This window comes from Legionella drozanskii LLAP-1, from assembly GCF_001467585.1.
In the GTDB taxonomy this organism is placed as follows: Bacteria; Pseudomonadota; Gammaproteobacteria; order Legionellales; family Legionellaceae; genus Tatlockia; species Tatlockia drozanskii.
Genome location: NZ_LNXY01000006.1, coordinates 45648 through 63906, shown reverse-complemented (window position 1 = coordinate 63906; position 18259 = coordinate 45648). Strand labels below are relative to the sequence as shown.

The following is an 18259-nucleotide window of genomic DNA, read 5'->3' as shown; positions in this document are numbered from 1 at the left end:
ATTATCGGAGTTATTAATGAAAGTTAGAGCATCAGTAAAACGACTTTGTCGAAACTGCAAAATTATTAATCGGAATGGCATCATCCGTGTTATATGTAAAGATGCACGGCATAAGCAAAGGCAAGGTTAAATCCTGCTTGATTTTGGTTCATTATAATAGTATTCTTCTGTCCCTTTCTGGCAGAACAAAAAAAGTTCGGAGAAATTAATGGCTCGTATTGCAGGTGTTAACATACCAGATCACAAACACATCGTGATTGCATTAACGTCAATTTATGGAATTGGTAAAACAACTTCTGTTAATTTATGTAAAACAGTTGGGATTGAACCGTCAACTAAAGTCTCCCAGTTATCTGAAGAACAACTGGAAGCTCTACGTACGGAAATTGCTAAGATGACTGTTGAAGGGGATCTACGACGTGTAGTAACAATGAATATTAAACGTCTCATGGATCTGGGTTGTTACCGCGGTCTTAGACATCGTCGAGGCTTACCTTTAAGAGGACAGCGTACAAAAACAAATGCGCGTACTCGCAAAGGCCGACGTAAAGGCAGTAACTAATTTATATGTAGGAAAGAGAGATGGCTATAACTAAGGCAAAGCAGCAAAAAGCAAGAAAAAAGGTAAAACGTGTTGTATCTGACGGTATCGTTCACGTTCATGCCTCATTTAATAATACCATAGTGACCTTTACTGACCGTCAAGGTAACGCTTTATGTTGGGCAACGTCTGGAGGCTCCGGATTCCGTGGTTCCAGAAAAAGTACTCCCTATGCTGCGCAAATAGCAACTGAAAGAGCTTCTGCAGTGGCAAAAGAATATGGTATGAAGTCTGTAGCTGTATTTGTACATGGCCCTGGTCCAGGTCGCGAATCAACTATTCGTGAATTGATATCGCAGGATTTTAAGATTGTAGAAATAACCGATGTGACTGGCATACCTCATAATGGTTGTAAGCCACCTAAAAAACGTCGTGTATAAGTTCAGGAGTAATTAATGGCTAGATACCTTGGTCCCAAATGTAAACTATCACGTAGAGAAGGTACTGACCTATACCTAAAAAGTGGGGTGCGTGATCATAAGTCTAAATGTAAAGCTGAAAAGCAACCTGGTCAGCATGGTGATAAGCGACCACGCTTAAGCGATTATGGTGTGCAATTACGCGAAAAACAAAAGATTAGACGGCTTTATGGTGTCTTGGAAAAGCAATTTAGCAACTACTACAAAAAGGCTGCTAGACAAAAAGGTTCAACTGGTGAGAACCTAATGGTATTACTTGAAAGACGTTTAGATAATGTTGTTTATCGTTTAGGTTTCGCGAGTACGCGAGCAGAGGCGAGACAGTTAGTTGCTCATAAGGCTATTCTAGTTAACGATGAAGTAGTTAATATTCCATCTTTCCTAGTTAAGCCTGGTGATATAGTCTCTATTCGACAAAAGGCAAAGGAGCAAGGGAGAGTTCAAGCTGCTGTAGCTCTTTCCGAGCAACGCGCTCCATGTGACTGGTTAACTGTTGATTCAAGTGCGTTGAAAGGTACATTTACAACTGTACCAACGCTAAATGACTTGTCTTCTCTGTATAACGTTAATTTAGTCGTAGAACTTTACTCTAAGTAAGCTCGGAGAAATAGCCGAATGTATACTGAAATAAATGAAATGCTGACACCGTCTGTACTTAAAGTACAATCTGAGACGCCTAATCACTCGCGCATCGTTTTGGAACCTTTGGAGCGTGGTTATGGCCATACCCTTGGTAATGCATTGAGACGAATTCTTTTATCGTCTATGCCTGGCTGTGCTATTACAGAAGTATCAATCGATGGTGTTTTGCATGAGTACAGCACAATTGAAGGTGTACAGGAGGATGTAGTTGATATTCTCTTAAACCTGAAGCAAGTTGCTATTACGATCACTGCAGGACAGGAAGCCAACTTAACATTGAGTAAAGTGGGTCCTTGCCAAGTTACCGCTGGTGATATTCAATTGACGCATGGTCAGGAAATTATTAATCCTGAGCTAGTTATTGCGACACTTAATGAAAATGGAAAGCTAAACATGACTTTAAAAGTCGAAAAAGGTGTTGGCTTCCATTCAACAGATTCTTTTGTTCGTTCGTTTGATGATGAACTGCAACATAAATCTGTTGGTAAATTAAAAATCGATAATACTTTCTCACCCGTGAAGAAAGTAGCTTATTTCGTTGATAGTGCTCGTGTAGAAAATCGTACTGACCTGGATAAGCTTACTATTGATTTACAAACGAATGGGACTTTGGATCCAGAAGAAGCTATTCGAATTTCAGCATCTATTCTTCAACGTCAACTTCATGCCTTTGTTGATATGAAGTTTGAAGAATCTCGTACTGATAACAAGGAAAGAAATGATTTTGATCCTGTCTTACTAAGACCGGTTGATGATTTAGAACTTACGGTTCGCTCAGCAAACTGTTTAAAAGCTGAGAATATCTATTATATTGGTGACTTGGTACAAAAATCAGAAAATGAATTATTAAAGACACCCAATTTAGGTAAGAAATCCCTGACTGAGATTAAAGATGTACTAGCATCGCGCTCTTTATCATTGGGAATGAAGCTTGAGAATTGGCCGCCAGCTAATCTTGGCGAGTAATATTAGGAGTTTTAGTCATGCGTCATCGTAATACTGGCCGTAAATTAAGCCGGACAAGTAGCCATCGAAAAGCGATGTTTTCTAATATGTGTACTTCGCTTATAGAGCACGAGTTAATTAAAACAACTCTGCCTAAAGCAAAAGAATTACGTCGTTATATTGAGCCGTTAATCACTGTTAGTAAATCAGATTCTGTGGCTTCACGTCGTTATGTTTTCGACAGACTACGTTCTAAAAGTGCTGTAGGAAAATTGTTTACTACTCTTGGCCCACGTTATGTTGAGCGTCCAGGTGGTTATGTAAGAGTTTTAAAATGTGGTTATCGCGCTGGTGATAATGCGCCCATGGCAATTGTTGAACTGGTTGATAGACCAGTTGCTGATGATTCTTCAGCAGAAGAATAATCATCTCTAGAACCCGCCCTTGGCGGGTTTTTTATTTGCTTCTTTGTGACAATTATCAATCTTTTGCCAATGTTTCAATTCTCATTTTTAGCTTGGTTTAAAGTTACATTATTCCTACCATTGTTATTTCTTTATTCACTCGTCTACGGTTATTCATCGATTGAGCTTTTCTTTTCTAATAACACTGATGTAATTCAGATCAACGAAGCCTATTCACGATTAGTGAGTGCGTCGCAGAAAAAAATGCATGAACAAGTTATTGCGATTTTACAAAGAAACCATATTGAGCAAGGCACTTTCAAAGATGCACTTGGTATGTACCAAATTACGACATGTGATATTTCTGCTGACAATAGTTCGCGTTTTATCAGTTCTTCGCAGCAGCCACTGAGTAAAAAAGTAATTTTTAGTTTATCTAGAGAACTGGTAACTAAATTAAATCAAGAAAGTATTGCTGTCTTTTTCCCAAACAATGATTTTCCTGTTAGTGATACAACCCTACATTTTACAACTGTTCAGCCGACTATTGTTGAGGCGCTTAATTTAATTAAACAACAATTACCAATTAACTTCAGTCAAGCATTTTCTATGTATCTTGATAATGAGTGTGAGGATTTTGACACGATAAAAGTCGTAGCTATAGAATGGCTTGGACAGCGAGTGAATGCTGATTTAATACGACAAGCTTTTCCCCAAGAAATTATTCATTCACGCCATGGGGAAGCCTATATGGTTTATAGGGATGGCTCTAAAAAAAGTTTATAGTGAATAAATGTTCATTACTCCATTATGAATGAAAAAGGGTTTTACTCTCCATGTGTTAACCAATAGATAAGTAAAGCGGCTCGCTGAGTTTGTATAACTAAGGATTGAAGGTCTAAGGTTTCCTTCTCGGAATGAGCACCAGCACCTACCGGGCCTAAGCCTGCTAATGAAGCAGATACCAGAGAGGCAATATGTGAAATATCACCTGCTCCTCTACTTCCTGGATCAAGCGATCCTATGTTACCGTATCCTAGTTGATAACTGGCTTTGCTATATTTCTTTAGGAGTTCTGAATTAGCTTCAGTCGGCGGCATGGCTGGAATGCCATCTTCGAATGTGATAGATGCCGTTGATCCAGGTAAATGTGAATCAACAATTGTAGATATTTTCTTCTCTGCATTAATTTTTTGTTCTGAACTAAGAAATCGGAAATCGCCTTTGGCTAGGGTAGATTTTGCTATTACGTTTCCTTTACCAAAAGCTGAACCTTGTGAACTATTCTTATCATAGTTTAGTGTTGTTCCACCTAAAACTAGCGCGGGATTAAACGATAGATATTGTTGATTTGCAAGCTCAATCCGGACGGTATCTAAAATTCTAGCTAATTCATAAATGGCACCAAAACCGGCTTTTTTCTGAAAAATCTCTGATGAGTGTGCTTCATTACCCTCAGTAGTTATTATCCAGTTAGCAATGCCTCTGCGCGCAATAGTAGCGGTATCAATCGTTGTTGCCCATTCGAAATCTAAAGCAATCTCACTCCTTTTTGCAACCTCAATCAAGGATTTGCGAGAGATGGATGTTGGTTTTCCTGAGTCCTCTTCGTCTCCGGTTAAAACCACGGTAATCTGGGCATCAGTTAGTGCGTTTACAGCATGTAAAGCTTTTAAAGCGAAGAGAATAACTAGATCGCCGCCTTTGTCATCAATAACACCAGGACCTGTTGCAAAATTACCATTTTGCTTAAAATGCTGAAATGAGCTGATTAAAGGAAAAACGGTGTCAAGATGGCCAATCAAAAGTAATCGTTTGCCTTTGTTACCAGGATGTTCAGCAATTAAAGTCCCCGCTCTGTGCATGTTAGCAGGCGGTTCGACCCAATGGACTTTAAAGCCAAGCTCTTCGAATTGAGGACGTAAAAGTTCTCCTACTTGATGGACGCCGGCAAGGTTTGTTGTACCGCTATTGATGTTCACTAGCTTTTCTAGTAATGAAAGTTGTTCTTGCTGTTTATAATTCAGGTAATGAGCAATCTGATTTTCTATTGGTGGATTGTCTGCTGTTGCTAGTTGAGTGAATAGGAATAAGGAAATAACAAAAACGCGGTTTAATTTAAAATTAAAGTTAGTATTTAATATCATTTAGACACCTATTCACTATGGATGAGCTACCCTCGAGGGTCTTTTAAAAAAGGTAATAGTCGGCAATAAGTTTGAAACCCCATTTTTTCGCTTATACCTTTTGCCATACCGGGCGTCATTAATTGAGAGACGGCATATTGGCAGTTAAACGACCTTGCTTCTGTTATTGCGTATTGAGCAAGGGCGCTACAAAGACCGTGTTTTTGAAATTTAACTAGCGTGGCGCCATTGTATAAACCAATTACGGAACCATCAATATAGCTTGTTAATGTAGCAACAGGTTCACCTGCATAAAAGCCGAGATAATGTTTAAATTTTCCATGAATCCCATAAGAGTTATACATTGCTTGCAAATCCGATTTAATTGATTCAGACATTTGAAAGACTTCGCATAGAATATCAAAAAATAACTTATATTCTTTATCACTATTGACTGTACCTATTTCGATTCGATCGCCTAATTTGTCAAATTTTATCTCGTTTAAATTAGCTGCAATTCCTAAGAAATCACCAAGAAATTGAAAGCCCTTAGCATCTAAATTTGCTTTAATTTTTGCTGGGACTTCTGATTGTTGAGTCCACCACCAAATAAAAGGCGTAGATTGAGTTGTAAAAAATTGAGTGGTTTTATCTAAATTATCAATTAATACGGACTCATCACTTCCATGATTGTTGAATACGCCATTAAAAAAAGGAAACTCGCAACCAGTAAAATAGCGTATAGAGCCGTTGAGATCTTCCATAGCTGATTCCTTATGGAGCGAATTTTCTGTCGCAATACTCATAACTTTTATTAAATTATGAATAATGTTAGTACTAATAAATTCAGTTGACATCCTAAGTTCCTTTTTTGTTATAAGTCATTTGCAAGTCTCTGCTACAAAAAAGCCCAAATTATTTGGGCTTTTTTAGGTTGTCAGATATTTTTTAGAAGGGAATATCATCATCCAACTCGTCAAACGCATCTTGTGCTGTTTGAGCGGTCTGAGCGGTTTGTGGTTTACGAGCACTCTGTTGCTGTGCTTGAGGTGGCGATGGCATCTCGTCGTAATTAGCCGAGCCCCCTTTGCTGTCAAGCATCTGAATATCGGCGGCTACAATTTCAGTTGTATAACGATCTTGTCCTTGCGGATCCTGCCATTTGCGGGTGCGTAAGCTGCCTTCAACGTATACTTTGGAACCTTTGCGAATGTATTCGCCTGCAATTTCACCGAGACGATTAAAACAGACAACTCGGTGCCATTCTGTACGTTCTTGCTTTTCCCCAGTTTGTTTATCCTTCCATGTTTCACTGGTCGCTATCGATAAAGTGGTCACCGCATTACCGTTTGGCATATATCTTACGTCGGGGTCAACACCGACATTCCCTACTAAGATAACCTTATTAATTCCACGAGCCATTTTTTATTCTCCTGCATGCGAAAGTTAGAGCTGAATTATATACTCAAGATGTTGCAAAACGCTATTTTAGACTGGGGCATTTCCCTTCAAATCAGCTGGGAATCCAAGTCGCCTAAGAATTTATATCCGAGTATAACTAATCTAATTTTAAATTCGTAGGGAGATTAAGTGTTAAAGTCGCGCAAAATTTTTTCAGCGCTTCCAGATTGATAGATTGCTTTGTTGACTCTCACATAAATAACCCGCTCTTCTTTGGCAATAAGAGCATCTTTGAGCCCAGGCAGTTTTTTCAATTGTTTAATTAAATCGGCTTCATTTTTTACTGGAGAAGGATAACTTAAAATCAACGCTGAAAGATAAGCTTCGGGTTTCATGAAAAGACTAATGGTCAACCAAAATAAGCTAATTGCTGCGTTGCAAAAGAAGATGCCCACGTTTCCCGCAAATTGATACAATATACCCGCCGCTAGGCCGCCAACAAAAATTCCTAGAAATTGGCTGCTGGAATAAACACCCATCGCGGTGCCTTTAGAAGTGGGGCCTGCTTGTTTTGAAACGAGGGAAGGTAACAGCGCCTCGAGAATATTAAAAGCAGCAAAATAAAGAAACATTAAAACACATAAACTAAGCCAATGTTGGCTCATTAGCGCGAGAAAAAATTGAGCAACCAAGATGATAAACACGGATAGCAAAAAGACAAATTTCATCTGTCGCTTTTTTTCTGCTAAAAGAATAAAGGGCACCATAACCAGAAAAGAGACAATCATTAAAGGGAGGTAAAAATGCCATTGTTCGGCTAAATTACCTAGTTTGATTTGTTTCTGTAGAAGGAAGGGTATTGCATAAAATGTGGCCGTCAGAATGAAATGCTGAAAGAAAATTCCAGCATTTAAACGCTGCAGATGGGTGTTTTGGAGTACTGTTTTGAAAAGAGAAGAATCAGCTTCACTATCGATATGGAATCGTTCTTTCTTTGGTGTTGGAATGACTGTGTGAAGTAAAAATAAACCTAATAGCGCTAAGACTGCGGTCAAATAAAAAATACCAGCTAAGCCATAATAATGAGTGAGTGCCGGGCTGAGCACCATAGCAAGACTAAATGAAAGGCCAATCGTCATGCCAATCACTGCCATCGCTTTAGTTCGTTGTTCATCGGGCGTGAGGTCGGCAAGTAAGGCAATTAATACACTGCCAATAGCGCCAGTTCCTTGTAAAGTTCGCGCGAGGATCATCGTGTAAATAGAATGACTAAGCGCACCCATGATGCTGCCAAAAACAAAAAATAATAAGCCGATAGTCAGTATCGGTTTTCTGCCAAAACGATCCGATAACATGCCGAAGGGCATTTGCAAAATTCCTTGGCTTAATCCATAACTGCCTAACGCCAAACCAATAAGCGCAGGAGTTGCGCCCTGAAGATGGGTTGCAAATACGGTAAATACAGGGATTAGCATAAATAATCCCAACATGCGGAACGAAAAGATGGCAGCAATCGGAAAGACGCTGTTTAACCAAGAATGCTTCATTAATTACGTATCTCTTTATATGGTGTGCAAATGGTACAAACTTAGGTGCTATGAGACAAGGGTAAGTGCTCAACTAATCTAAAATTTAGCCAATTTAAGAATCTTGAGTGGCGATACCCAGGATTCTTAAATTGGAAGAGCATTATCCATTATAGCCGACAATATCCGCAAGTTGTTCGGTATATTGAAAAAGACAGACGCTATCAGCAGGCATATTCCAATTAAATAAACCTGCTAAATTAAGATAAGGCGGCCAATTAGGTGCACATTTTTCTGTATCGATCCCATTAGCAATTTGTTTGGGAGGATAACCGATAGCGATAAGATTATATAAAAGATCGACGCCAAACGTTTCGCTACCATTATAGTAACTTTGAATATTAATTAAGTTAAAACTATTCATATTTTGAGCAGTGATTTGTGTATGCTCAATTCCTCCCGGTTGTATATTATTTCCTGCAGGTGTGATGGTTAAATAATAGGGTTTGCCATCAAGCAAGGAGGCATAATTTAAAGCATTTCGAAGGTTGGCGATAACGCCGTCAAAATTACTTTGGGGGATAATGCCCGTGGAGCCGCCGATTTCTTCATCATCGATATCAAGTCCATCTAAGCGATTGTCACGAATAAATTGCACCACGCTCGGCACGAATAAGTTAGCATGATTGATATAGTCATTATTAATATAAGTCCAATCATTTTTCCCCCAACCCAATGAAATTAAAATTTTGATAGCAGGATTAACGCTTCGTGCAATTTGTGATAGGTATATGAGTCTCGTGGGTTCATCAGGTTGACCAGTTTCATAGGTGAAAATAGCGCCATTATTGAGTGGGTAAGTGTGGGCGAAAGCGACAAAAATGCTACTCACTCGGTTAAAAGGCATAGAGGGTGTAGGCACAATCCATTGAGGCGGACCAGAGTTGTAAATGGGATAGAAGCTGCCGGCATAGGGAGTAGGAAAACCAGAGTAGGGAATATTCGGACTAGCGATAACCAACACGCGATTATTCAAAGTGGGAATTGAACAAGCCGTATTATTATATCCACAAACACGAGGCATTAAGCTTGTCACTGCGGGTAGATTAATTCCTTGTATAGTGACTATAAAGTTACAAACAGCCCCAGGGGCTAGAATGCCGCACTGATTATTGTTTGCATAAAGTACTAAAAAATTTCCCGCGCCGCCATAATTAGGATCTATCGAAAGAGTATTAATGATTTGAGAGCTATTATTTTTAATTGTATAGGTCAGATAAGTTTGTCCTGAAGATGAAATCGCGATTGGAGCAGAGCTGCTTGGCACAATCTCAAATAAAGCTGAGGCATGTGCAAATGCAGACAGTGAAAGTATCAAAACAATCAAACTAGTTATCCATTTTTTCATACTACTTTATCCTGATTGTTAGTATTAATTGAAAGAAACATCGATTGAAAATACGATGCTTTGGGTATGTAAGTTGTTGATGCCTAACTGAGACGAGGGCGTTTGTTCGGGAAGATAATTAAGTCTAGCTTTACCTAAATTAAAATAACGATAACCTAAAGAAGCAAGATAGCTGATCTTATGTAATTTATCTTCGAAGAGCGGATGTTGAAGCCCAAGTCCTAATTCATAAGCGAAATTGTGATGTCTATGGTTACTAAATCCAGGAGAGAGTGGCGTAGCACTCGATGCGAAATTAGCCGTGATTTCGGTATAATTCTTTAAGCGATTCCATGCTTGTCCAACTCCAGCTAAAAGGAAAGGTTGCCAATTACAATTAGCGTAAGTTAGACGTGATTCAGCCATCAGTGAATAGTTTCTTGCATTAAAGCGATAATCTAAGGCGTCAAAGAATCCACCGTTGATAAAGGGATAAACTTTTCCTTGCACAGGACCCAAGTCAAGGGAATATCCGGCTAGGCCTAAGGAAAGATTAAACCGCTTGGATATTTTTTCAAACGAATGGTTGAAGCCTCCTCCCCAAAATCCTTTCCAATGATTTTTTTGATAGCTTTGGTAATCAGTGCTAACCCAAGAATTCATTCTTACCAACTGTTCTTGATTTAACTTGGGAAAATGAGGTCCGCCGGAAATAAAGAGAGTTAAATTATTAGCATGGAGCAAGGAGGGAAGTATTAAAAAAGAGAAAATTAATTTTTTTTGTCCTTGATGGCTAATTTTTACGAGGAGTGATCGTAATTTAAAAGCAAAATCCATTTTCATTCTAAGTTATAAAAATTAAAGGAAATAATAGCAGTTTTAAATTTTTAGACGAGCAATTTTCAAAGAGGCATAGTTGCCTTGATGACTTGATTTGAGTTATTGACAAGGTTAGTGTTTCATTGTAGTTTCAGGCAATTTTTGTTGAAGGGGATAACTAAATGTCCTTAAAGTTTGCTAATAAAGTTGCTCTGATTACCGGTGGGGCGCGTGGCATTGGAAAGGCAACAGCGCTTAAACTCGCGCGAAACGGAGCTGATATAGCTATTGTTTATTACAATAGTTCTGATGAAGCCCAAATTCTGGTTGAAGAAATAAAAGCCTTAGGCCGAAAGGCTGTGGCTATTCAAGCTAATGTTGCGGATCAACAGTCAGTCAAAGAGATGTTTAGCGGCTTTCGCAAGCATTTTTCTCAACTCGATTTTCTCATTAGTAACGCGGCGAGCGGGGTGTTAAAACCGGCTTTAAAAATGTCGACCAAGCATTGGCGTTGGTGCATGGAAACAAATGCCCTTGCTTTGAATCATTTAGTCTCAGAAGGTATCTCGCTCATGAGTCGACGCGGGCGTGTGATTGCTTTATCTAGTTTGGGGGCGCATCGAGCGATTCCAAATTACAGTTTCATTGGTGCTTCAAAGGCGGCGCTGGAAGCTTTAGTTCGTTCATTGAGTCTTGAATTAGCAGAACATGAGATTACTGTGAATACAGTTTCTGCTGGAGTTGTTGATACGGATGCATTAAAACATTTCCCTAATCGTGAACAGCTTCTTGATGAATATCAGGCACATTCTCTTTCAGCTCGTCCTCTAACTACCGAAGATGTTGCGGATGCGGTTTATTTATTGTGTTTACCCGAAGCACAAATGATTAATGCTCATACTTTGTTTGTTGATGCGGGTTATAGTCGAGTAGGATAGTTGGACCTTGGCCCTGAGGTATCTTCACTTTTTTTTTGAACAAAAATAGGTGTTGCTCCAATCAGTAGCTTGATCCGTTCGGGCTGAGGAAGCGCGTAGCGCTGTCTCGAAGCCTTGGTGCAAAGCACCTTCGAGTACCTGCCTCAGGACAGGCCTTCGAGACGTCGCTGGCGCTCCTCCTCAGGCTGAACGGTTCAGTAAAACAATGGATTTGGCTCGAAATATTATTCAAAAAAAAGTGAAGATTCCCCAGGCATTGGCCCTACCTCCAACTATCTTTATATTTCTTGCGTTTGCGTCTCAATGATTAATAGAGAAAGCAATTTAGAAAGCATTAATTGACATTCCTTTGCTTTATTCAGGTCATAAGCAAAAGGAAATGACTCTTCCATGTAATTAAGCTGGGTAAATTCTAATTGAATTGCGTCGACCTTTTCAGTGGGATTTCCATAATGCCGTGTAATATATCCTCCTTTAAAACGGCCGTTGAGCACAGTTGAATAATTTGTGTTTTCACAATAATCCCTGAGCTTGTCCGCAAGCCCCTGACGTGTCGATTGCCCATCAGCAGTACCTAAATTAATGCTAGCTAATACGCCGTCAAAAAGTGAGGGGACTTGTGAGCGAATGGAGTGTGCGTCAAAGATCGCAACTCGATTATTAAGTTTTAATTCTGCAATAAGCGATTGCAGTTTATTGTGATAAGGCTGCCAATAGGTTTTAATGCGAGCTTGTATTTCTTTCTCATCGGGTTCCAGACCTTGTTGATAAATGGGTGAACCATTAAATAAAGTCGTTGGGCATAAACTCGTGGTAAATTTCCCGGGGTAGAGCGATTTTCCATCGGAGGAGCGATTTAGATCAATCACGTAACGAGAGTGAGTCGCGACCAACATATGAATACCCATTTTGTGAGCAAAGGCGTAAAGTTGTTCAAGATGCCAATCGGTATCGGGAAGTCGTTTGGCGGGTTGGGTAAATCGTTGCAATAAATTGTCTGGGACATACGTGCCGGCATGCGGGATGCTCAAAATAACAGGCACAGTGCCGGGTAAATAGTTAAATAATTCCATCAGAGCTTACCTCTAGCTGAAAAGTTTTTTAATTGTTTTTGCATAAGCATTTAGCAGCTTATCTTCGGCAAAATGCTTGAAGTCTTTAACGACCTGTTGCCCCCCTGCAATAACATGGCGAATTGGATTGACGTTTCCTGAAAAGATCAGGCTATCTAAAATCAAATGATTTGTTCGCGATAGTAAAGCAGGGTTTTGCGCATCGAGGACAATGAAGTCGGCACGTTTGCCAATTTCAATACTCCCCGCAGAACGCCCTAGTGCTTGCGCGCCACCTCGAAGAGCCATTTGGTATAAAGTGGTGCCAACGGAAGGTTCTACAGCTGTTTTGACAAGGGCTCGTTCTCGACGGAGCAAGCGTTGACCATACTCAAGTAGGCGTAATTCTTCAATCACACTCACCGAAATATTGCTGTCGCTACCTATACCCCAACGCCCTTGTGCCTCAAGATAATCAGGGAGATTAAATAAACCATCGCCTAGGTTAGCCTCAGTTGTTGGGCAAAGACCGACAATCGCACCGCTGGCAGCAAGGCGTTTCGTTTCAGTTTCCGTCATATGAGTCGCATGGACAAGACACCAATAGGGGTCAATATTCATATTATTAAGCAGCCACTCGACTGGGCGTTGAGCGCTCCAACGAATGCAATCGTCGACTTCTTTGGTTTGTTCTGCGATGTGGATATGAATAGGGCTCTGAGTCGCGAGGCTTTTCAAGCCCTCGGTAGCCTGCCGTAACATTTCTGGACTAATGGCTCGTAGTGAATGATGTGCTAAACCAATAGTGACTTGAGGATCGTGAGAATAATTGGCCAACAGTGAGGAAATAATATCTAAGATTTGTGTTTCATCATTAATGAATCGCTTTTGATTTGCAGTGGCGGGTTGCCTACCGAATCCGCTGTAATGATACAAGGTAGGTAGAAGGGTGATGGCTAGGCCTGTTTCTTTTGCAGCGGCAATGATGTGCTGCGAAATTAAGCTACGATCTTGATAGGGTTGGCCATTAGGTTGATGATGGACATAATGAAATTCGCCAACGGTAGTATACCCGGCCTTCAGCATTTCTACGTACACTTGAGCTGCGATTATTTGCAAATCCTCCGGTGTCAGTTTTGCAAGAAATTGGTACATGACTTCCCGCCAAGTCCAAAAGCTATCTTTCTCACCCGTTGCATGTTCCGCCAGACCAGCCATGGCGCGTTGAAAAGCATGAGAATGTAGATTTAACATGCCAGGTAATACAATCCCTTTGAGGAGAGTTGCTGTGCTGGATGATGAGTGATTCGGACTAATATTACTTATATATCCAGCCTCATCGACTGTAATAAGAACATTCTCAGCCCAGCCCTTAGGCAAAAATGCGGTGCTAGCAAAATAATGCTGATCCAAGAAATATTCCTTATGAGGTTCTAAAGTTTATTTATCATAAACCCAGAATTAAGGATTCTCTAGCAAAAAAAAACGGTCTCTCCAGGGGAGAATGAGTATAGGTCAGGCCGCTTAACTTTCACCAATTTTTTTAAATTCCTTTTCCCCAAAGATAGCAGACTGATAGGTATAATATTTAAATTCAAGCAAGTTATTGCTGGGATCTTTAAGGAAAAAAGATTGATGCTCAATTTTAGAGTTAGGAAAGCGTGTTTTTAAGGGAATTTCAAATTGTACCTGCTTGTTCGTCAATCGTTGTACAAAGAGTTCAAATTCATCTTTATCCAAAAAGATCAAACCAAAATGACGAGGATAAATTCCCTCTTGCATGGGCAGCAGGCTAGCAATTTTATGAGCAACAATTTGATGCGTGCCCAATTGGAGAATCAAGGCATGCTCTGACTCGCGACCTAAAGTACAGCCTAGCTGCTCTAGATAAAAATGTTTTGCCAAATCAAAATCATGGACTGGAAAAGCTAAATGAAAAACTGTTTTCATAATTTCTGAGGCCATTAAGAATTATTATTATAAGCATAGATTTCAAATCCTCCCATTTCTAGAGAAAAGGGAAAACTGCGAGTTATTATAAGGGTTGATTTTGATGCAAGGTACTGAAAAAATCAGTCGCCGCCGCCAAATCAGGACCGGAATAAAGTTTTGATGGCCATTTAAAGAGCATAATTGCTAACACATTGCGATGCTCTGCTAAATTTAAATCATTGCTTCCCGATTTATTGGGGATGGTTTGTTGATTAGGATTAAATTTATTTTTTAAAAACCGCTTAATTCTATCGAGCGAGGAAGAATGATTAGTCTTATCAATTAAACAAAAACTTAATCCTACTTCAGCAATGACATCAGGTTTGGTTCTTCTTAAAATTTCATCGATATGCTGATCGAAATATTCATATATCCAGGCAAATTGCTTGTAAGCTAATTTTTTTTGGTAGTAATCACTGGCCGCGATAATAATGTGCGTCATACCGTAAATTTTATCTTCAAACATTTTGTCGTTGAGCATACTGTCGTTGCTATTTGCGAACACGGTCTGAAAACGATCAATGTATTCTTCCCTAAGGTCGATTAACTCTAATCGATGAAGTAAATAAACAAAATTAGCCACCTGGGCGGCGGATATTTTTATCACTAAAGGGTTTAGAAGAAACGCACTTAAAGAGTGAATATTTTTCTTAACATGTGCTAAGGCCATTTGGGTATGAGGATACAAAGGTGAATTTAAAGTATTGAACTGTTGTGCATGGTCCAAGATGAGTAGTATTTTAAGCGTGTTGCTAAGCTCGGGTAGCTGAGCGAGTAGCGCTTTTCGTTTTTGTGCCCTGGAATGGCTGTTATAATTTCGAGGTAAGCTAATATTTTTATTAAACTTTATCGATGAAAACCTGGGTGTTTTTTTGAGTAGTTGTTGTAATTGTATACTTTCAACAAATTGAAAGGAAATAATGGGATATAAGTAGTCTTTTCTTCCCGTGATTCGATATAAGCGAACAGCATAATGTGATTGAATAATCGGTTTGAGCTTAAAAAGGTTATCATCAAAATTTTTTTGTATTTTATCGCCGATATCTATACTAGAAGCTGCTAATAATTGACTAAGCAAACAAAAGAATAAACCCAATACCAATTTAGAAATCTTTAAACCAATCATAGGCTCGTATTGGCCATGACAAGGTGACCCATAAGGTCAACATTATTAATCAAGGTGCTTGGCGGTGAATTAGAGAGATGAACATTAAAAAAGTATTTCATCGGGAGTATTCCGTTATAAAAAGGCGAAACTTTAGCATCTGCTTAACGAGATAACAACTAAAAAGTCAGATTAAAAAACGGGCAATAAGATTTCAATTGAGGCTTATTTTTATAGGAGTAAATGAAGTTGGGTTTACTCAAAAGCTGATATAATTGATGTTTATTGCATTGTAGCTTAGGCAAAGTTCAACCTAGCTAGCGGCGAATCACCGTGGCTTGACCCTGGGGTTCAGAAACTTAATCATGCAGCAACACCCTGCAACCCGAGCATAAATGACTAAACTACGCAAAATTATCCATATTGATATGGATTGTTTTTATGCCGCGATAGAAATAAGAGACAATCCTTCTTTGGCGAATAAGCCCGTCGCTGTTGGCGGCAGTACTGATCGGCGAGGTGTTCTTTGTACTTGTAATTATATTGCTCGCCAATATGGTGTGCATTCAGCAATGCCAACGGTCATTGCCCTGCGTCTTTGTCCTGATCTTGTGGTATTACCAGTGGACATGCTCAAATATCGCCAGGTATCTCAAGTTATCAATTCAATTTTTAAGGAATTTACTGAGCTCGTCGAGCCTCTGTCATTAGATGAGGCTTTTCTCGATGTAACGGATTGTTCTCAACACCAAGGCAGCGCAACTTGGATAGCTGAAGCGATTCGTTCTAATATTTGGAAAGCCGAAAAATTAACAGCTTCTGCTGGTGTCGCGCCTAATAAATTTTTGGCAAAAATTGCGAGTGCATGGAAAAAACCAAATGGTTTATTTGTCATTCGACCGGAGCAAGTTACGGCATTTGTTAATCAGTTAGCTGTTGTTAAACTTTTTGGAGTTGGAAAAGTAACTGCCAGGAAATTGCATAATATGAACATTATAAAATGCGCTGATTTGCAAGAAATACCTTTGCATGTTTTGGTGCAACATTTTGGCAAATTGGGCCAGCATCTTTACAATCAATGCCGCGGCATTGACGAGCGTCCAGTGCAACCCAATAGGAAGCGAAAATCCTTGAGTGTCGAAACTACCTTGACAGAAAACATTCGTGACGCAGCTCAGGCTTTGGAGATTATTGATGAATTGTATAAAAAGTTGCTGAGACGAATTAAGGACTCCGCTCCCAATTTTTTGATTAAAAATCAGTATGTGAAAATCAAATTCGCTGACTTTCAACTAACAACAGTGGAGGCAAAAAGTACTCAAGTTGATCTAATGTTATTTCATGATTTATTTAACAAAAATTATAAAGAGCAGAAAGCAATAAGATTACTTGGTTTAGGGGTGCATTTTCATACAAATGAAAAAAATGACCATTTCATTCAGCAACCCTTATTCTAATTTAGCTACTACAAAATCTAAATTTTACTTTCATAAAAAAGACTAATTTTCTTTTGCAAGTTGGCGTAGCTGCCTATCAAAATTTTATGATATACTCTGAGGTTTTGTGAACTAGGTGAGCTTTGAGGATAAAACATGAATGTAGAGACCGTTTACCCGAAAGTAAGGGAAATTATCGCTGATGTGTTGGTTATTGACGAAGAGGAAGTGTCTTTGAACAGCCGTTTAATTGGCGATTTGGGTGCCGAGTCCATTGATTTCCTTGATTTGGTTTTCCAATTAGAGAAAGAATTTAGTATTAAAATTCCCCGTGGCCAATTAGAGAAAAATGCACGAGGCGACTTAGCAGAGGACGAGTTTGAGAAGGGCGGCGCATTAACTGTTAAGGGTATGCAAGCACTTAAAAACTATTTGAGTGAAGTTCCTGCAGAGTATTTTAAGGCGAATTTAAAGGTGAATGAGATTCCGATGTTGTTCACTGTTGAAACTTTTTGTAAGTTGGTCGTAATGGCTGCGAGTGAACAAACTTGTGAAACTGTTTCCTAATGGGATTCTTATTTGTCGATCGAATTCTGCAGTTATTACCTGGTGAATTAGCGCGAGGGGTAAAGCACATCACGCATGATGATGTTTACCTTTGTCCTGATGGACAAGGAAGGCTTTGCTTTATCCCCTCTTTAATCGGGGAAACTTTAGGGCAACTGGCTGCGTGGAATGTTATGTTCAGCAATGACTTCACGCTAAGGCCTGTTGCCGGCATGGCTGCTAGTGCACGCTTGCATAGGCCGGCCTATGTGGGAGAAACCTTGCTGCTGGAATCGATTATCGAGTCAGTTGACGACAAAGCGGTGCAATATCGTAGTGTTGCTTATGTCGGCGATGAAGTTGTATTTAGCCTGGATGGCGCTTTAGGTCCTTTATTACCCATGACCGATTTCATTGATGAGCAAGTGGTTCGTCGCCAGTTTGCTGAAATAAATCGTCCTGGTGATTGGCCGCAGCGTTCTGAATCTGAACAGCTACTAAGCAACTCAGAGTTGATATCAATCACTTCGGCACGACCTGGTCTATCGATGACCTTTGATCGGATCCTCAATTCCGACCCAGGTGTTAGCCTCACTGCCGAAAAATATGTAACGCGAGCAGCGCCTTATTTCCCCGATCATTTTCCCCACAAACCTGTTTTACCAATGACTGTTTTGTTGGAATGTAAGCTCAATTTAGCTCGTGAATTTGTAGCACGCGGGGCTTTTAAGCCGAATTATCAGGTCAGTGAGTTACGTCGAATCAAAATGAATGAATTTGTTCATCCTGGTGACGTGCTTAGATCTCATCTGAAAGTCAAAGAACAAAATTCAGAGCAATTAATCTTAAATTACCGTAGCGAAGTAGACGGCAGACGAGTGTGTGTTTTAGATGTTGTGATGATGGCAAAAGGTAATTAA

General features: G+C 39.6%; 21 protein-coding genes. 11 read left to right on the top strand and 10 right to left on the bottom strand.

Annotation, left to right across the window (positions count from 1 at the left end; translation table 11 throughout):
* Nucleotides 1-16 precede the first annotated feature (16 nt).
* From rpmJ to Ldro_RS03290, 7 genes are all read left to right on the top strand, one after another.
* Nucleotides 17-130 (top strand): 50S ribosomal protein L36, encoded by a 114-nt coding sequence (gene rpmJ, locus Ldro_RS15980; RefSeq protein WP_083497888.1) that lies wholly within the window; start codon nucleotides 17-19, stop codon nucleotides 128-130.
* 78 nt (nucleotides 131-208) lie between these two features.
* Nucleotides 209-562, top strand: a complete 354-nt coding sequence (gene rpsM / locus Ldro_RS03315) for a 30S ribosomal protein S13 (RefSeq protein ID WP_058495014.1) — start codon at nucleotides 209-211, stop codon at nucleotides 560-562.
* A gap of 20 nt (nucleotides 563-582) precedes the next feature.
* On the top strand, nucleotides 583-981 hold the full coding sequence (gene rpsK, locus Ldro_RS03310; RefSeq protein ID WP_058495013.1) for a 30S ribosomal protein S11: 399 nt from the start codon (nucleotides 583-585) through the stop codon (nucleotides 979-981).
* Between the two features lie 15 nt (nucleotides 982-996).
* Nucleotides 997-1617, top strand: coding sequence for a 30S ribosomal protein S4 (rpsD, locus tag Ldro_RS03305; protein WP_058495012.1), 621 nt, complete (start codon nucleotides 997-999; stop codon nucleotides 1615-1617).
* Nucleotides 1618-1635: 18 nt separating this feature from the next.
* Nucleotides 1636-2628, top strand: a complete 993-nt coding sequence (locus tag Ldro_RS03300; protein ID WP_058495011.1) for a DNA-directed RNA polymerase subunit alpha — start codon at nucleotides 1636-1638, stop codon at nucleotides 2626-2628.
* Nucleotides 2629-2645: 17 nt separating this feature from the next.
* Complete coding sequence (rplQ, locus tag Ldro_RS03295; protein ID WP_058495010.1) at nucleotides 2646-3032, top strand: 50S ribosomal protein L17; 387 nt, start codon at nucleotides 2646-2648, stop codon at nucleotides 3030-3032.
* A gap of 69 nt (nucleotides 3033-3101) precedes the next feature.
* Nucleotides 3102-3797 (top strand): hypothetical protein, encoded by a 696-nt coding sequence (locus Ldro_RS03290; RefSeq protein WP_131764370.1) that lies wholly within the window; start codon nucleotides 3102-3104, stop codon nucleotides 3795-3797.
* Nucleotides 3798-3838: 41 nt separating this feature from the next.
* Here the strand turns inward: Ldro_RS03290 and Ldro_RS03285 are convergent, their stop codons facing one another.
* The 6 genes from Ldro_RS03285 to Ldro_RS03260 form a co-directional block, all read right to left on the bottom strand.
* A complete protein-coding gene (locus Ldro_RS03285) occupies nucleotides 3839-5158 on the bottom strand; it encodes a M20 family metallopeptidase (RefSeq protein WP_058495008.1) in 1320 nt (439 codons plus the stop codon).
* 26 nt (nucleotides 5159-5184) lie between these two features.
* Nucleotides 5185-5994 (bottom strand): GNAT family N-acetyltransferase, encoded by an 810-nt coding sequence (locus Ldro_RS03280; RefSeq protein WP_058495007.1) that lies wholly within the window; start codon nucleotides 5992-5994, stop codon nucleotides 5185-5187.
* 91 nt (nucleotides 5995-6085) lie between these two features.
* Nucleotides 6086-6559 carry a single-stranded DNA-binding protein gene (gene ssb, locus Ldro_RS03275; RefSeq protein WP_058495006.1) on the bottom strand — a complete coding sequence of 158 codons (474 nt, stop codon included), beginning with the start codon at nucleotides 6557-6559 and terminating at the stop codon, nucleotides 6086-6088.
* Between the two features lie 164 nt (nucleotides 6560-6723).
* On the bottom strand, nucleotides 6724-8085 hold the full coding sequence (locus Ldro_RS03270) for an MFS transporter (protein ID WP_058495005.1): 1362 nt from the start codon (nucleotides 8083-8085) through the stop codon (nucleotides 6724-6726).
* A 142-nt stretch (nucleotides 8086-8227) separates the two neighbouring features.
* The gene (locus tag Ldro_RS03265) at nucleotides 8228-9472 is read right to left on the bottom strand and encodes a glycoside hydrolase family 18 protein (protein ID WP_058495004.1); all 1245 of its coding nucleotides are present in this window, start codon (nucleotides 9470-9472) and stop codon (nucleotides 8228-8230) included.
* Nucleotides 9473-9496: 24 nt separating this feature from the next.
* Nucleotides 9497-10288 (bottom strand): outer membrane protein, encoded by a 792-nt coding sequence (locus Ldro_RS03260; protein ID WP_058495003.1) that lies wholly within the window; start codon nucleotides 10286-10288, stop codon nucleotides 9497-9499.
* Between the two features lie 164 nt (nucleotides 10289-10452).
* Here Ldro_RS03260 and fabL point away from each other — a divergent pair, with 164 nt between their 5' ends.
* The gene (gene fabL / locus Ldro_RS03255; protein ID WP_058495002.1) at nucleotides 10453-11208 is read left to right on the top strand and encodes an enoyl-[acyl-carrier-protein] reductase FabL; all 756 of its coding nucleotides are present in this window, start codon (nucleotides 10453-10455) and stop codon (nucleotides 11206-11208) included.
* A gap of 278 nt (nucleotides 11209-11486) precedes the next feature.
* Here the strand turns inward: fabL and hutG are convergent, their stop codons facing one another.
* The 4 genes from hutG to Ldro_RS03235 all read right to left on the bottom strand — a co-directional run bounded on the left by hutG (nucleotide 11487) and on the right by Ldro_RS03235 (nucleotide 15378).
* On the bottom strand, nucleotides 11487-12281 hold the full coding sequence (gene hutG / locus Ldro_RS03250; protein WP_058495001.1) for an N-formylglutamate deformylase: 795 nt from the start codon (nucleotides 12279-12281) through the stop codon (nucleotides 11487-11489).
* A 12-nt stretch (nucleotides 12282-12293) separates the two neighbouring features.
* Nucleotides 12294-13673: a formimidoylglutamate deiminase gene (locus Ldro_RS03245; protein ID WP_058495000.1), complete on the bottom strand. Its 1380-nt coding sequence runs from the start codon at nucleotides 13671-13673 to the stop codon at nucleotides 12294-12296.
* A gap of 111 nt (nucleotides 13674-13784) precedes the next feature.
* Nucleotides 13785-14210, bottom strand: coding sequence for a VOC family protein (locus tag Ldro_RS03240; protein ID WP_058495046.1), 426 nt, complete (start codon nucleotides 14208-14210; stop codon nucleotides 13785-13787).
* A gap of 85 nt (nucleotides 14211-14295) precedes the next feature.
* Entirely contained in the window at nucleotides 14296-15378 is a 1083-nt protein-coding gene (locus Ldro_RS03235) for a DUF3541 domain-containing protein (RefSeq protein WP_058494999.1), read from the bottom strand.
* 374 nt (nucleotides 15379-15752) lie between these two features.
* Between Ldro_RS03235 and dinB the strand changes: the two genes are divergently transcribed.
* The 3 genes from dinB (at nucleotide 15753) to Ldro_RS03220 (ending at nucleotide 18259) form a co-directional block, all read left to right on the top strand.
* On the top strand, nucleotides 15753-16814 hold the full coding sequence (gene dinB / locus Ldro_RS03230) for a DNA polymerase IV (RefSeq protein WP_058494998.1): 1062 nt from the start codon (nucleotides 15753-15755) through the stop codon (nucleotides 16812-16814).
* Between the two features lie 135 nt (nucleotides 16815-16949).
* On the top strand, nucleotides 16950-17360 hold the full coding sequence (locus tag Ldro_RS03225; RefSeq protein WP_058494997.1) for an acyl carrier protein: 411 nt from the start codon (nucleotides 16950-16952) through the stop codon (nucleotides 17358-17360).
* On the top strand, nucleotides 17360-18259 hold the full coding sequence (locus Ldro_RS03220) for an ApeI family dehydratase (protein WP_058494996.1): 900 nt from the start codon (nucleotides 17360-17362) through the stop codon (nucleotides 18257-18259). Before Ldro_RS03225 ends, Ldro_RS03220 begins: the two co-directional genes overlap by 1 nt.

Excerpts from the sequence above, each read along its gene's own strand:
- Ldro_RS03235 (WP_058494999.1), bottom strand. The coding sequence starts at position 15,378 with ATGATTGGTTTAAAGATTTCTAAATTGGTATTGGGTTTATTCTTTTGT.
- rpsM (WP_058495014.1), top strand. The coding sequence starts at position 209 with ATGGCTCGTATTGCAGGTGTTAACATACCAGATCACAAACACATCGTG.
- Ldro_RS03225 (WP_058494997.1), top strand. The coding sequence starts at position 16,950 with ATGAATGTAGAGACCGTTTACCCGAAAGTAAGGGAAATTATCGCTGAT.
- Ldro_RS03220 (WP_058494996.1), top strand. The coding sequence starts at position 17,360 with ATGGGATTCTTATTTGTCGATCGAATTCTGCAGTTATTACCTGGTGAA.
- rpmJ (WP_083497888.1), top strand. The coding sequence starts at position 17 with ATGAAAGTTAGAGCATCAGTAAAACGACTTTGTCGAAACTGCAAAATT.
- Ldro_RS03290 (WP_131764370.1), top strand. The coding sequence starts at position 3,102 with ATGTTTCAATTCTCATTTTTAGCTTGGTTTAAAGTTACATTATTCCTA.
- ssb (WP_058495006.1), bottom strand. The coding sequence starts at position 6,559 with ATGGCTCGTGGAATTAATAAGGTTATCTTAGTAGGGAATGTCGGTGTT.
- fabL (WP_058495002.1), top strand. The coding sequence starts at position 10,453 with ATGTCCTTAAAGTTTGCTAATAAAGTTGCTCTGATTACCGGTGGGGCG.
- Ldro_RS03260 (WP_058495003.1), bottom strand. The coding sequence starts at position 10,288 with ATGGATTTTGCTTTTAAATTACGATCACTCCTCGTAAAAATTAGCCAT.
- Ldro_RS03270 (WP_058495005.1), bottom strand. The coding sequence starts at position 8,085 with ATGAAGCATTCTTGGTTAAACAGCGTCTTTCCGATTGCTGCCATCTTT.
- Ldro_RS03265 (WP_058495004.1), bottom strand. The coding sequence starts at position 9,472 with ATGAAAAAATGGATAACTAGTTTGATTGTTTTGATACTTTCACTGTCT.
- Ldro_RS03300 (WP_058495011.1), top strand. The coding sequence starts at position 1,636 with ATGTATACTGAAATAAATGAAATGCTGACACCGTCTGTACTTAAAGTA.
- rpsK (WP_058495013.1), top strand. The coding sequence starts at position 583 with ATGGCTATAACTAAGGCAAAGCAGCAAAAAGCAAGAAAAAAGGTAAAA.
- rpsD (WP_058495012.1), top strand. The coding sequence starts at position 997 with ATGGCTAGATACCTTGGTCCCAAATGTAAACTATCACGTAGAGAAGGT.
- Ldro_RS03280 (WP_058495007.1), bottom strand. The coding sequence starts at position 5,994 with ATGTCAACTGAATTTATTAGTACTAACATTATTCATAATTTAATAAAA.
- rplQ (WP_058495010.1), top strand. The coding sequence starts at position 2,646 with ATGCGTCATCGTAATACTGGCCGTAAATTAAGCCGGACAAGTAGCCAT.
- hutG (WP_058495001.1), bottom strand. The coding sequence starts at position 12,281 with ATGGAATTATTTAACTATTTACCCGGCACTGTGCCTGTTATTTTGAGC.
- Ldro_RS03240 (WP_058495046.1), bottom strand. The coding sequence starts at position 14,210 with ATGAAAACAGTTTTTCATTTAGCTTTTCCAGTCCATGATTTTGATTTG.
- dinB (WP_058494998.1), top strand. The coding sequence starts at position 15,753 with ATGACTAAACTACGCAAAATTATCCATATTGATATGGATTGTTTTTAT.
- Ldro_RS03285 (WP_058495008.1), bottom strand. The coding sequence starts at position 5,158 with ATGATATTAAATACTAACTTTAATTTTAAATTAAACCGCGTTTTTGTT.